Here is a 14,184-nt window from a genome sequence, read left to right as displayed (position 1 = left end):
AAAAAGCTGAATATTAAAACAGATGATTCCCGATAAAAAGAAAAAAAAGGATTTTAACATGATATTTTTAGAAAGTTATTGGCGCTAGTTGCCGGTTCTGACTGCTCTCATTCTCTGCAAAACAATATCGTACGTCACTTTGAAGGTGCCTGCCTGTGCCAGGGAGAAGCCCCAGTTGGCCCCGCCGCCGCTGGCGCCTACCGGCCCCACTTTGGTGATCAGGCTGCCGTAATCGTCTTTCATATTGGCGCGGGCGGCAACCATCCTGAACCAGCCTTTGCCCCACACATCAGTGTTGGCGGCCAGGGGCGCGTTAAAGCTGATATTCTCCGAGTTGCCCTGTGTTTTGAACGTACCGGTGTAGAGGTACGCATGGTTGGCCTCCTTGTTGAGCTTGGGTGAAGTGGCTACCTCCGTCCATCCGGCCGTACCTACCACGGAAGCGCCGGTTACGGCCAGGTAAGCCCAGGGGTTGGCGGCCGTCCAGCCGGGGTATTTGGTAGCGTCTGCGGGCGCGGGCGGCGTGAAAGAAGTGACCTTCACGGTGCGGGCCGTCATGTCTACCGTCACTTTATAATACCCTTTCTGGCTAACGGGCAGCTTGAAGCCGGCCGCGGCCAGGCTGGTGGTGATCTTGCCTGACTCCGTGGCGCTCATGGCCACCACGTTGGGGCCTGTGAGGGTGTAGTTCACCTTGCTCTGGTTGGTGATGAAGGGCATGTCTGTACCCAGGAAGGCCACAAAGCGGATATTGTCCGTGGCTTCATTGCGGTAGTAGAAATCCGCTTCAAAAGTATTGGCGCCCTGCTTTTTCATGGAAAGAAGGGTACCGATGCCGCGGGCGTTGCCATAGTGGTCAAAGCCCTGGTTCAACACCTCGGCCTCAGTTTCGGCGTCCGAAAGGTACAGCCTGTCTATGTACCCCACGGTAATGGTACCGCCTTTCACTGATTTGTTGCCGGCGGCATCGGTAGATCTTACCACGTACTGGTACTCGCCTACTTTACCGGCGGGCAGGGAGAACGTTCTGGCATATTTGAAATTCTTTTCCTCATCTGCATTAGCGGGCTTTTTCACGTCTTCCACCAGCAGCGGCTCGCCGGCGGCCGTTTCGCCCCATACCCTTACTTCCACAGAAGCGATCTTCGAGTCTTTGATATCCGCCTCCACGTCCAGGTTGATGGCATCGTTGCTGAAGCCCAGGTATTTGGTAACGGTGGGCTTGGTAACGGTGATGGCGGGCGGCACCAGGTCAGGACTGTAGCCGGGTATCTGGTTTTCCGCGGAAAGGTCTTCCACGTTTATGTTCGTTTTTACCACGCCGCCTTTGCTGTTGGTAATGGTCAGCTCCACAATGTGTTTGGTGGCGTTCACGTCTTTCACTACCAGGAAGGTATCGTTGATGGTGAAAGACTGCTGGTTGTTCACGGTGAGCACGGAATCAATTTCCCACTCGCCGTTCTTGATCCTCACCTTGCTGATACCTTCACCGTCTTCCAGTTTGGCCTGCAGCGCCAGCTTGTATTCAGGGCCTATCCACAGGAACTGCGCGGCGGCCTCTTTCAGCTGGGGCACTTTGTCTGAAACAGTATCGGGGAACAGGCGTACCTTGGCGCAAGCGGCCAGTAATACCACTGCCGCTGCTGCCGAAAATTTTAGAATTGTGTTTTTCATTCGTACTAATTTGAAAGCATCAATACTGAAATATTGTTACCAGCCCGGGTTCTGTGTGATGTTGCCATTGCTTTTCAACACCTCCACTTCCGGGATGGGATACAGGTACATGCGTTCGGTAAATTGCCTGTCTTCTGCTTTTATGACCTGGTAGCTGAACGTATTATTGGCGTTGCGGGTAATGCTCATGGCCATTACGGGTTTGTTTTCCGTTTGCATGGCTATTTTCCAGCGGCGCACGTCAAAGAAACGGTGCTCTTCAAAGGCCAGCTCTACCCGGCGCTCGTTGCGGATGCGCTCGCGCATTTCAGCTTGTGAAAGGCCGGGCGGCAGCGGCGGCATCTGTATGCCGGCGCGGGCGCGCACCATGTCTACCGCTTTTTTGGCGGTGAGCGTCATGCCGCCGGTGGTTTCAGGGCCGTAAGCTTCGTTCATGGCCTCTGCGTAGTTCAGCAGCACTTCCGCGTAGCGGAACAGTATCCAGGTGTGCATGCTGGACTGGTTCTGCGCCAGGTTCAGGCCTTCGTCCACAAACTTGCGGAGGTAGTAGCCGGTGGTAGTGGCGCGGGGCTTGCCGAGACCGTCCAGCCCGCCTACCCAGCTCTCCACCGGCCTGTTTTTAAAGGTGGTGTTGTTGGTCAGGATAGACAGGGCCAGGCGCGGGTCCCGGCCGGTATAGGGATTGGCAGGGTCATAGCCTGAGCCGGGCTCGCCAATAGGCTGGCCGGTGGCTTTCATCTCGTAGGCGTCTACCAGGTTCTGGCTGGGCGATGTGCTGCCACGGCCGCCCTGGTCGTACCCGATGGGATAGTTGTACATCTCGAAGTCGTTCCTTGACCAGCCATGCTGCGCAAAGATCACTTCGGCGTTGCCGTCTGCGCCGTTGCCCAGCCTGAACAGGTCTTTGTAATTGCTGTGCAGGGAGTAGCGGTTGAGGGCAATCACATCATGAGCGGCTTGTGCGGCCTTTCTCCATTTAGCCACGTCGTTAGACGGGTTGTGGAGCGGGCTGGCGGCATACAGCAGCAGGCGGGCCTTCAGGGCCAGCGCCGCGCCGCGGGTAACGCGGCCGCGCCACTTCTCGGAGTCAAAGCCTACCCAGGTCTCTTTCAGCAGGGGCAGCACGGCGTCACACTCGCTCACAATATATTCCACACATTCATCAAAGCTCTTGCGCGTCATGGCCTGCAGCTCGGCTACATCGGTAGTGGCCTTCTCCATAATGGGCACGCCGCCGTAGCGCTTCACCAGCTCAAAGTGATAGAACGCGCGGAGGAAGCGCACTTCCGCACGCAGCCATTCTATGTCACGCACGTTGTACTCGTATTTGGCTTTGTTGGCCACGTCTATAGTATCCCGGAAAATGATGTTCTTGTAATCTTCAGAGTTCTGGAGGAAGAGGTTGGCGCGGCGGATGCCCTGGTAGAAATACGCCCAGCAGTCTTCCGGGTTGGAAGCGGCATTCCAGGTGCCCATGTTGAACCGCTGAATGGAAGAGTTCACGTCCGCATGGTCTGCCTCATCACTGGCGGAGGCCAGCATGGCATTGTCTATACGGTGAAAGCCGAAGCGGTTGAACAGGAAGGTATACACACCGTAGCCTACCTTGCTCATGCGTTCGTAACTCACAAATATCTCGTCTTCGCTGTAGTTGACGGGTATTTCCCTTTCCAGGAAGTTTTTGCTGCACCCCGTGAGCATGGCCAGCAGCAAGATGAGCCCTGATATAAGTTGTGAAAGTTTCATGATATATCTTTTAAAGTCCACGGTTCTAGAAATTGACGCTTAGGCCTGTTGTATATGTTTTGAGCACCGGGTAGCCTATGCTGAGCGTTTCCGGGTCTATGTTCGCATCCAGGTTATCCCAGCTCAGCAGGTTCAGCCCGCTCACGAATATGCGCAGGTTTTGCATGTGCAGCTTGCGGAGCATGTGTTTGGGGAACGTATAGCCCAGCTCCACGTTTCTCAGCCGCAGGAAAGAACCGGAGCGGAACCAGAAGTCTGACGCGCGGTAGTTGTTCGGGTTAGGCTCCGTGGTCAGGCGCGGCGCAGTGGCCACGGCGTGGCGTTCCGGCGTCCAGCGGTTTTCCATGTACCAGTCGGTAATGTTGGCGCCGTTGGCAAAGGGCTGGAACAGGTAACCTTCCATGTAAATAGTTCTGTTGGCCATACCCTGGAAGAACAGTTCCAGGTTGAAGCCTTTGTATTCCACGCCGGCGTTGAAGGAGAAGTTGATCTCCGGGTAGCTGTGGCGGCCCAGGGGCACTTCGTCATTGATGTCTATAATGCCGTCGTTATTCTGGTCTTTATACTTGATGTCTCCGGGGCGTACGTTGGAGAAAGTTTGCGTGGGACTGGAAGCAATGTCGCTCTCGTTCTTGAAAAAGCCCAGCGCCTCCAGGCCGAAGTATTGCGCCACCGGCTGGTTTTGCCGGGAAGCGTAGGCTTCCTTGCGCGGTACATCGTACGCTTCGGTCACTTTGTTGCGGGCAAAGGAAAACTGGCCGCCCGCAAAGTAGTTCACGCTGCCGGCCTTGTCTTTCCAGGTGGCAGATACTTCCGTACCGTAGTTGAGCACCTTGCCCCTGTTCTCCATGGCCGCGGTGGGAATGCCCGCCAGGCCGGGTATCACGTTGCCCATGTTCACGAGTATATCATACCGGTTTTCGCGGAACACGTCCAGCGTAAGGCTGAGTTTGTTTTGCAGGAAAGCCGCATCTGCGCCGAAGTTGTAGATCAGGCCTTTCTCCCAGGTAATGTTGGGGTTGGCCATGCCCAGCTGCACAAAGGCCGGGGAAAAGGAAGTACCCGTGCCGAAGTAATAACCCTGGCTGGACTGCTCTCCCCAATACTGGTTGTAAGCAAAGCGGGACGCTCCCCTGTCATTCCCCACCAGCCCGGCGGAGGCGCGCAGCTTGAGGTAGCTGATGGTGCGGCTGTTTTGCAGGAAATCTTCCTTGTGCAGCAGCCATCCGGCAGACAGCGCGGGGAAAAACCCGAAGCGGCGGCCGGGAGGATAGTTTTCCAGGCCGCTGTAGGAGAATGAAAATTCCGCCAGGTATTTCTGCTGGTAGTCATAAGAAATTCTGCCGGCCAGGTTCTCCATGGCAAAAGCGCTCTGGTTGTTGAGCACGGTATATTTATCCCGCTGGAACATCACCATGGCGGCCAGCCCGTGCTGGTTGAAGCGGCGGTTATAGTTGAGGCCGCCGTTGAAGATGATGCGGTTGTTCTCGTAGTCGTTGCCCGTGGTAACGGTGAGGTCTGTATTCAGCCCGCGTTCCAGGAAGCTCACCTGCGGCAGCCCGTCAGGGCCGGTGGTGCGGATGGGTTCATAGTAGGCGTAATTGCGCAGCTTGTCATACCGGCCGTTGAACTCGTTGTCAAACATCATGGCGCCGAATATTTCCAGGCCGGGCGTGATCACGTCCAGCTTTTGGGTAACGCGCACGGTAGATTGGATGTTCCTGTCATGCCGGCTCTGGTAGCCTTTCTCCAGCAAATAACCCACCGGGTTGTTGGGGTAGTTGGCGCTGCCGGTGATCTTGCCCTCAGGCGTTCTCACCGGGTAGAGGTTGGGCGCGTAGGTCACCATGTTGCGCCACATGTCTGCCGTGCTGATGGGCGGAAACTTCCTGTCTTGCATATTGCCGCCCAGGCCTGCCTGTACGGTAAGGCTTTTGGTGATGTTCAGGTCTACGTTGGCCCTGAAGTTGATGCGCTGAAACTGGATGTTGGCGTTGTTCTTCCCGTCTGTACCGGCGTAGAGGCCCTGGTTGTTCATATACCCCAGCATCACAAAGTACCGGGCCGTTTCGCCGCCGCCGTCAAAGGTGAGGCTGTAATCATGCAGGGGCGAGCTTTTGCGCAGCACCTCATCATACCAGTTCACATTGGGGTACAGGTAAGGGTCTGTGCCGGCCCTGTAACCGTCAAGGTCTTGCTGGGTATAGAGCGGCGCCAGCCCGTCATTCTGCCGGGCTTCGTTATGCAGCCTGGCATAATCGTAAGAGCCTGCCAGCTTGGGCATAACGGTAGGCGCCTGGAAGCCGTAGCGGGCGTTGAAGCCGATGTTGACCTTTTTGCTTTTGCTGCCCCTGCGGGTGGTAACCAGCAGGGCGCCGTTGGCCGCTTTGGCGCCGAAGAGGGCCAGCGCGGCGGCATCTTTCAACACCGTTACGCTTTCAATTTCATCTACGGAAAGATAGCTGAGGCTGTTGATCTGGATGCCGTCTACCAGCACCAGCTGGCCGTTGTTGCCGGTAGTATGGCGGCCGCGGATGAAAACGTCCGGGTCGTCAAAGCCCGGCTCCCCGCCGTTGTTCATGATGGCGAGGCCTGGCAGGCGGCCTATGAGGGTATTGGAGAGGCTGGTGGTATGCGTTTTGCGCAGCTCCGCGCCGCTCACAGAGGCAGCGGAAACGGTTACCTGGTCTTTGGGCTGGGAGCCGTAAGCCAGCCGTTGCAGCGAGTCTTGCGCGGGGGCAGACTGTGCGGCTGCCGTGCCCGGCCATGCGGCCAGGGAGAGCAGCAGCGCGGCGGCGGGAAGTATATGTTTATGCGGTTGAACTTTCATGACTGTGGTTGTTGAATAAAAACAAATAGCTGTTTTTGCATGGCCTTACCATCCGGGGTTTTGTACAATGTATCCCAGGTTGGTCTCGCTCACGCGGAAGGGGTACAGGTACATTTTATCTTCCCAGGCCCGGTCTTCAAACTTCTGCAGCGTGTAGGTGGGGTTGGCGCCACCGGCCAGCTTGAGGCCCCACATGCCGCCTTTCATCACGCCCTCCTGCCCTGCAATTTTCCAGCGGCGTACGTCAAAGTAACGGTGCTGCTCAAAGGCCAGCTCTACCGCCCTTTCCCGGCGTATCTTCTCCCGCATCTCTGCCTGGCCGGTGTAGGCAATGCCAGGCATGTTCACCCTGCTGCGCACTTCGTTCAGCGCCCAGGTGATTTCAGAAGAGGAGCCGTTGATCTCGTTCAGCGCTTCCGCATAGTTGAGGTAAAACTCCGCCAGGCGGAAAGTGATCCAGCGCGGCGCCGGGCTGGAGTTGTTGGATACGCCCTTTACGAACTTGCGCAGGAAACCTACGCCGTTGTAGCGGTCCAGCTGGCGGGCGGCATGCTCGTAGAAATGATAACGAACGTTGGTACCGCGAGACCATTCGGTGCCGGACTGGAACACCGACGCCTGGAAGCGCGGCTCCAGCTCGCCCAGCTTCCGCTGGTACTCCGAGTAGGGATAGGCCGTGCCCGGTGTTTCATTCCACACCTGGTCCGTACCGTCCGCTTTCTGGTAGAACCTGGTGAAGTTGAAGGTGATGCCTACGTTCACGGGGTCTGTACCGCCGTACACCACCATGCCGGGTGTCAGGAAACGTACAAAGTAGTTGTTGGTATTGGTGCCCATCAGGCCCGCATCGAGTATGATCTCGTTATTATTGGGATTGATGAAGATCTCTTCATAACGGTCTACCGGATTGTTTTTGCCCATGTACAGGCCACACCAGCCGCTTTCCGTTTTAGCCCAGTCCAGCACCGCCTTGCTGGCCTCTGCGGCCAGGCGCCAGCGGTCTTCTTTATACCCGTCTGTATACCCTACCATGGCGCGCAGGGCGGGGTCTGATACCGGCACGTACGGCTCGCCGGAATTATACAGCGGGCTGGCGGCGTACAGCAGCGTTCTGGCCTTCAGCGCCAGGGCGGCGCCTTTCACGATGCGGCCGCGGAAGCGGCTCTCATACACGTTAGGCAGGTCTTTAGCCGCATCGTCACAGCTTTTTACAATGAAGTCTACTGTTTCCGCAAAGGTGCTGCGGGGAATGGTCACTTCAGGAATATCTTCCGCAGAGCTTACTTTCAGCACTTTGTCTACAATGGCCACACCGCCGAGGCGCTGCATCAGGTCAAAGTGCATCAGCGCACGCAGGAAAATGGCCTCCGCTTTCATGGCGGCCTTTTCCTGGTCTGAGAAAGGAGACTGGTCTATGTTCTCTATAAAGATGTTGGCGTTGCGGATGCCTTTATAGCAAAACTCGCTACGGAACTCGTACCAGTAAATATCAGAGGGCCCCCAGTTTCCTTTGTTGAAGGCTTCGGCGCCGGTGTAGTTGGCGTAAGCGTCTGCCTCGTCACACGCTGCTGCCAGTATGGTGTATGTAGCGCCGTAGTGGTAATAGCCGCTGCTGGTAGAGTTCCAGTAATACGGAAATTCGAATATGGAACAGGTGCTGTACACGTTCCAGAGAAACTGCTCCGCCTTGTCTTTGGAGCCGAACACCTCTTTGAGCGTTACCTCGCTGCTCACCGGCTTCTCCAGTTTTTTGCAGGCTGTGAACAACAGGGTGAGTACCACTACCAGGCTGCCTTTTAAAAATACATTCCTTCGCATATCAGGTAAGTTCAGGTTCTTTAAAATTGAAAGTTTACGCCGCCGTTATACACCCGCATGGAAGGGTATACCCTCCCCCACAGTTCCCGCGCATCGGGGTCTTTGGCGTATTTCATGTTCGTCCAGGTAATCAGGTTGTTGCCGCTCATGTACACGCGCATGGATTTTAAGCCGATGCGTTGCAGCGCCCTGGAGCTGAAGCGGTAGCCCAGCTCCAGGTTTTTGAGGCGTACATAAGAAGCGTCCTGTATCCAGAAGCTGGAGGCCTGGTAGTTGTGCTGTTTGTCTGGAGACAGCTCCACGCGGGGGAAGCTGATCTTCTCCCCTGCGGCATAGCGCTCCGGCGTCCACCGCTCCAGGTGCCACTTTTGCGCAGAGCCCCATTCAGCCGTGAAGGGATAGGCGGCGGCGGAAGCAAAGCTCACAGATACCCTGTCTGTTCCCTGGAACAGTACGGACATGTCAAACCCTTTCCAGGCGGCGCCTGCAGATACGCTGTAGGTCACTTCCGGCCAGTTGGAATAGCCCACCGGGCCCATATCGTTCACGGTGATGCGGCCATCGCCGTTCAGGTCTTTATATTTCATGTCTCCCGGCTTCAGGCCCGCGCCTTCCCAATCTGATTTGGGGCGCTTGGGGTCATCTATCTCTTCCTGTGTATTGTAAAACCCTTCGAAGACCAGGCCGAAGTACTGGCTCAGGGGGCGGCCGGTGCGCCGCAGGTACTCATGCGGCAGGTTGGTAGCCTCATCCTGGTAAATGATCTTGTTTTTGGCAACGGAGTAAGCGCCTTTCACCCAGTAGTCCAGTTTGCCCACATGATCTTTCCAGCCCAGCTCCAGCTCGTAACCTTTGTTCTCCACCTTGCCGATGTTGGCGGCGGGCAGATCTGCAGATACCAGTTCCGGAACAGTGTTGAGCCGCCATAAGATGTTATTCCTTTTTTCAGTGAAGTAGTCGCCGGTGAAAGAAAGGCGGTCTGAGAAGAAACGCATTTCAGCGCCGAGGTCCATTTTACGGGCACGTTCCCAGGTCACGTCAGGATTACCCAGCTTACCCTCCCGGTACATGTTGTAGCGGGCCATGTTAGAGCCGGCCTCTCCAAATACCACGGCCTGAAAATCTCCGTTGGTAAGTGTGTACGGGCCGTCCAGGTAGAGGTACCGGTCAAAGCCTATCTTGTCATTCCCCACTTCGCCGTAAGAGCCCCTGAACTTCAGGAAAGTGAGCACTTTGTTTTTAGGCATCCAGGGCTCTTCCGTTACCGTCCAGCCCAGGGAGAACGCCGGGAAGAAACCGAAACGTTTGCCTTCCATGAAGTTTTCCGAACCATTGTAACCTGCATTGATCTCCGCCATGTAACGGTTGGCATAGTCATAAGTAACACGCCCTACCACCCCCAGGTAACCGGTGGGCAGCTTGAACGCCATGTTGGGGTAATAGCCGTACTCAAAGTTGCCCAGTGCAAGGCCTGTTACGGTATGTTTGCCGAAAGTGCGTTTATAGTCAATAGCCGCTTCCGTGTACATCTTGCGCCATTTATTGTTGTCAGAAACGCCTTCGCTCAGGCCCTGGAACGGCCCGGTGTCCGAGCTTTGGTACATGATGTATTTGGAAGGATCATTCGGATCTTTCATGATGGTGTACGCCGGGAAGAGCTTGGTGCGCCGCGCGCTTTTCATATAGTAGCTGTCATACGCGCCGGTGGCCCGTACAGACAGGCCTTTTACAAAGCGGCCCAGGTCATAGTTGATCACCAGGTTGGTATTGAGCGTGCTGGAATAATCTTCCGTTACAAAGGCGCCGCCGGTGCTGGTGGGGCCGGCCTGTCCCCAGGGGTTGAAGTTGGGCACGCCGGAGGGCAGGCCCATAATTCTTTCTATGTATTTCCCTTCCACAAAACCGGGGCTGGTCATGGGCGGCAGGTTGGCCGCCTTGTCAAACGCGCCCCAGGCGCCGCCGTTGGGAATGTAGTTATCCGTGATCTGGTTGCCCAGCCGCACGGAAATGGTGAGGTCTTTTACCGGGTTGAAATCAAAGTTCATCCGGATGTTGTACTTGTCATATTTATGTTTGTACGGAAAGCCGAAGCTCTGCTCCGGCTGGTGGTAACCGCCGCTCTGGCTGAAATAGCCCAGGGAGGTGAAGTACCGCAGCTTTTCCGTACCGCCGGAAACGTTTGCATTATAGTTCTGCTGGAAGGAGAACGGTTTGATCATCTCGTCTATCCAGTTCTTGCTGGGGTGGAAGATGGGATCTTCACCGGTCTTGTACAGGCGGATGTCTTCTTCCGTGAAGCGGGGCGTCACGCCTGAATTGCGGGCCGCTTCGTTGTGCAGCAGCGCATAGTCGTACGAGGTCAGCAGCTCCGGCAGAATAGTAGGCTGAATGGCCGCCAGGTTGCTGCTTACGCTTACCTGCGGCTTGCCCACCTTACCTTGTTTGGTAGTGATGATAATAGCGCCGTTAGCGCCGCGCACCCCGAAAACCGCTGTGGCGGAAGCATCTTTCAGGATGTTGATAGATTCAATTTCGTTGGGGTCGAGGTTGTTGTACGTTTCACGCACCACCCCGTCTACCATAATGAGGGGATTTCTGCCGCTGCCATTGAGCGTGGCCATGCCGCGGATGTAAATGGTGGCCTTGTCGTTCCCGAACTCACCGGAGTTCTGCACGGCCTGCAGGCCCGGCGCCATGCCGATGAGGGCGTTGCTGATGCCTGCTACCGGGGCTTTTACGAGGTCTTCTCCCTTTACGGTAGAAATAGCACCCGTCACCGTGGCCTTTTTTTGTACGCCGTAGCCCACTACCACTACTTCGCCCAGCTGGCTGTCTCCCTCCGCCAGCGTTGTGCTGATAAAGGTTTTACCGCCTACCGGCACTTCTTTGGTGGTATAGCCTATAAAAGACAATACCAGGATATCCGTCCCTTTTGCATTGATCGAAAACTCGCCGCTCACGTTGGTAATGGTACCCGTATTCGTATCCTTGATCTTTACGCTTACGCCGGGCAGCGGTTCTTTTCCGTCAGTTACCCTGCCTTTGACTACCGTGGTCTGAGACATTGCATTTTCGAAAAACAAAAGGGAAAATACCCATGTAAAAATGAGTATAGCGTTTTTCATCATTATAAGTTTAACGTTTTGGTTTATTTGGTTGAATCAAGTTGGCAGTATCTATGTGCATAAAAGCAAAAGAAGCATTGATCATTTCATAACGAGATTTTAAGATCCTGAATAATTATGTTAGTGAAAGCTCCGGCACGTTCTACAGGTGATAGGAGGTTTGTTTAAGTTCTATTGCTGCCGTGGAAAAATGATGATCTTCTCATGTTCCGGTACCAGGCTAAATCAGCAGTTCAAACCTACTTTCCTGCGGCAAAATATTAAATAGCGGATTCCATGAAAAAGATGGATTATTTTACGTTTTCACGTGGCATTTTATTAATTTATAATTAGTTCTTAGTTTCATCCATCATATTATGGAAGCCATTCGCACAGCATATCTCGCCCTGCCGCTCCTGTTTGCGTGCAGCCTTGTTGCCGCACAGGCGCCGCCTGTAAATACAGACAGCCTGCGGCAGCTGATAGCGGCTGAAAAAACAGACACCGTAAAAGCCAACCTGCTGTTGCGGCTGGTAGACGCATTGCGGCTAACAGACTCTGCCGGCGCCATGCAGGCCAACCAGCAGGCGCTGGCCCTGCATACAAAGCAGCGTTACAAGCCCGGTATTGCGCTGGCGCTTTTTTCTCAGGGAAGAATTTACCACGCCTACAATCGTCTTGATTCCGCAGAAGCCCTCTATAAACGCGGGCTGGCCGTCATTCCGCAAGATACGTCCATACCCGCCACCTACGCCCGTGCTAGGCTTACCGGCAACCTGGCCAATATCTACGGCCAGCGCGGCATGGCGGAAAAAGAGCTGGAAATGGTGCTGAGCGCCATACCCATGCTGGAGCGCGTGAAAGACACGCTGGCCCTGGCCGTGGCCAATTTTAACGTGGGCGTAAAGTTCTATAACGGGCAGCAGTTCTCAAAAGCGTACAACTACCTGCAAAAAGCCGTGGCCCTGCATGAAAGGCGGCCCTCCGCGCAGCTCACGGAAGCCTATCTCATCACCACCTGGTGCGCCATGAACCTGGACAGTATTGACGCCATGGCGCGCTACCTCAACAAGGCGGAGCAGATCATAGACCGCTCCAACGCAGGGGTGCTGGAGAGCTATGAAATAGCATGGGGCCTGTATTATTTTAAAAGAAAAGATTTCGCTAACGCTGAAAAGGCCTACCGCCGCGCGTTGGCGGTCAAGAGCACCGGCCTGCCGCTGAACCGCGCCAATGCCCTGGAAGCGCTGTCTGAAATGTATGAAGCACAGCGGCGTTACGGCCCCGCCAAAAAAAGCATGGAGGCCTACCTGTCGCTTTCCCGCAGCATTCCCTGGCAAACCAACATCCTCTTCGGGCTCAAAAGCCTCTCCCGGCTGGAAGAAAAAGACGGCCGGCATGCCGCCGCCCTGCGCTACCTGCGGGAGTACGTGCAGCTGAATGACAGCATCAGGGAAGATGAAGGCAAAGTGCGCCTGCATGAACTGGAAATGAAATACCAGGCGGCGGAAAAAGAAAAGAAGATATTGACGCTGGAAAACGGCAACAAACAGCAGCAGCTGGACCTGCAGCGCAGCCGCACCTACAACGTCCTGTTGCTGGCCGGCCTGCTGGTGGCGGCCCTCGCGGCGCTACTGGTATATATCATCTACCGCCACAAACACCGGCTGGCGGCCCAGCAGGAGCAATTGCAACGGCAGGAGCTGGAAAATATCAGGCAGGCCCGGCGCCTGCAAAACTACGCCGCCATGGTGGAAGGCCAGGAACAGGAGCGGCAGCGGCTGGCGCGAGACTTGCATGACGGCCTGGGCGGCACCATGGCCAGCATCCGCCTGAAGGCCGCAGACCTGGCAGACAGCTCCCCTCCCAACACCGCGCTGCAGCAGATCGTAACGCGGCTTGACGGCGCCGCGCAGGAGCTGCGCCGCATTGCGCATAACCTGATGCCGGAAATACTGCTCAGATCAGGACTGGAAGCGGCACTCAAAGATCTTTGTGAGCACATGGGCAAAGACGGCGTTCACATGGTATGCCAGGCGTACGACCTCCAGCATAACATCCCGCAGCAGCAGCAGATCATGATATACCGCCTGGTGCAGGAACTGGTGGGCAACGCCCTCCGCCACAGCGGCGCAAAGAACATACTGGTGCAATGCCTGCAAAGAGAGCAGGAAATATTTCTCACCGTGGAAGATGACGGAAACGGTTTCGATACCAGCGCCACACGCGCCGGTACCGGCATGGGCCTGCAAAGCGTACGCGCCCGTGTAGATTACCTGAAAGGCCGGCTTGACATACAGTCTGCCCCCGGCGCAGGCACCACCGTAAATATCGAATTTGATGTACAACAAACAAACGCCCATATCACTGCTCATTATTGAAGACCATCTGCTGATGATGGAAGGCCTCCGCTCCCTGCTGCTGAACAGGCCGGAAGTAGAGCTGGCCGGCAGCTTCTCCGCCGGGCTGGAAGCGTTGGCCTTTCTGGAAACGCACCCCGTAGATGTGGTGCTGTTGGACGTGAACCTGCCGGATATCAGCGGCGTTGCGCTCTGCAGCAAGATCAGGGAGATAGACGGCACGGTGAAAATACTGGCATTGAGCGCCTCCGGCGAGCGTTCCGTTATTCTGCAAATGCTGCAGAACGGCGCCAACGGTTATTTGCTGAAAAACACATCGTCCAAAGAGCTGATGGATGCCGTTCAGCAGGTGCTGGAACAGCGTATTGTGCTGGGGCCTGACGTACAGCGCATCATGGCCGCATCCGGCAGCACGGCGGAAGCGCCCCGCCTCACCCGCCGGGAAAAAGACGTGCTGCAGCTGATAGCCAAAGGCCTCACCAACCCCGAAATAGCCGTCCAGCTCGGCATCAGCACCCTCACCGCGGAAACCCACCGCAAGAACATTATGCAAAAGCTGAAGGTCAACAACGCCGCCGCGCTGATCAAAGCCGCCATAGACCATGCATTGATCTGATATCTACCATGAATATGGTAGATGCGCCTACCCCCG

At 55.7% G+C, this 14,184-nt stretch carries 7 protein-coding genes; 2 read left to right on the top strand and 5 right to left on the bottom strand.

Annotated features, from left to right (window positions below):
* Positions 1-84: 84 nt before the first annotated feature.
* From ABDW36_RS21025 to ABDW36_RS21005, 5 genes are read right to left on the bottom strand one after another with little or no spacing between them, the layout of a single operon-like run.
* Complete coding sequence (locus ABDW36_RS21025) at positions 85-1,674, bottom strand: hypothetical protein (RefSeq protein WP_343703894.1); 1,590 nt, start codon at positions 1,672-1,674, stop codon at positions 85-87.
* A 36-nt stretch (positions 1,675-1,710) separates the two neighbouring features.
* Positions 1,711-3,420 (bottom strand): RagB/SusD family nutrient uptake outer membrane protein, encoded by a 1,710-nt coding sequence (locus tag ABDW36_RS21020; RefSeq protein ID WP_343703893.1) that lies wholly within the window; start codon positions 3,418-3,420, stop codon positions 1,711-1,713.
* 25 nt (positions 3,421-3,445) lie between these two features.
* Positions 3,446-6,250 carry a TonB-dependent receptor gene (locus tag ABDW36_RS21015; RefSeq protein WP_343703892.1) on the bottom strand — a complete coding sequence of 935 codons (2,805 nt, stop codon included), beginning with the start codon at positions 6,248-6,250 and terminating at the stop codon, positions 3,446-3,448.
* A 45-nt stretch (positions 6,251-6,295) separates the two neighbouring features.
* On the bottom strand, positions 6,296-8,068 hold the full coding sequence (locus ABDW36_RS21010; protein WP_343703891.1) for a RagB/SusD family nutrient uptake outer membrane protein: 1,773 nt from the start codon (positions 8,066-8,068) through the stop codon (positions 6,296-6,298).
* Positions 8,069-8,088: 20 nt separating this feature from the next.
* Positions 8,089-11,133: a TonB-dependent receptor gene (locus ABDW36_RS21005; RefSeq protein ID WP_343703890.1), complete on the bottom strand. Its 3,045-nt coding sequence runs from the start codon at positions 11,131-11,133 to the stop codon at positions 8,089-8,091.
* 416 nt (positions 11,134-11,549) lie between these two features.
* Here ABDW36_RS21005 and ABDW36_RS21000 point away from each other — a divergent pair, with 416 nt between their 5' ends.
* Both ABDW36_RS21000 and ABDW36_RS20995 read left to right on the top strand, forming a co-directional pair.
* Positions 11,550-13,553: an ATP-binding protein gene (locus ABDW36_RS21000; protein WP_343703889.1), complete on the top strand. Its 2,004-nt coding sequence runs from the start codon at positions 11,550-11,552 to the stop codon at positions 13,551-13,553.
* Positions 13,513-14,148, top strand: coding sequence for a response regulator transcription factor (locus tag ABDW36_RS20995; RefSeq protein ID WP_343703888.1), 636 nt, complete (start codon positions 13,513-13,515; stop codon positions 14,146-14,148). The genes ABDW36_RS21000 and ABDW36_RS20995 overlap by 41 nt, the downstream gene beginning before the upstream one ends.
* Positions 14,149-14,184: the final 36 nt, after the last annotated feature.

The sequence above is a fragment of the Chitinophaga sp. genome (assembly GCF_039596455.1).
In the GTDB taxonomy this organism is placed as follows: Bacteria; Bacteroidota; Bacteroidia; order Chitinophagales; family Chitinophagaceae; genus Chitinophaga.
This window is presented reverse-complemented; position numbering and strand designations above follow the sequence as displayed.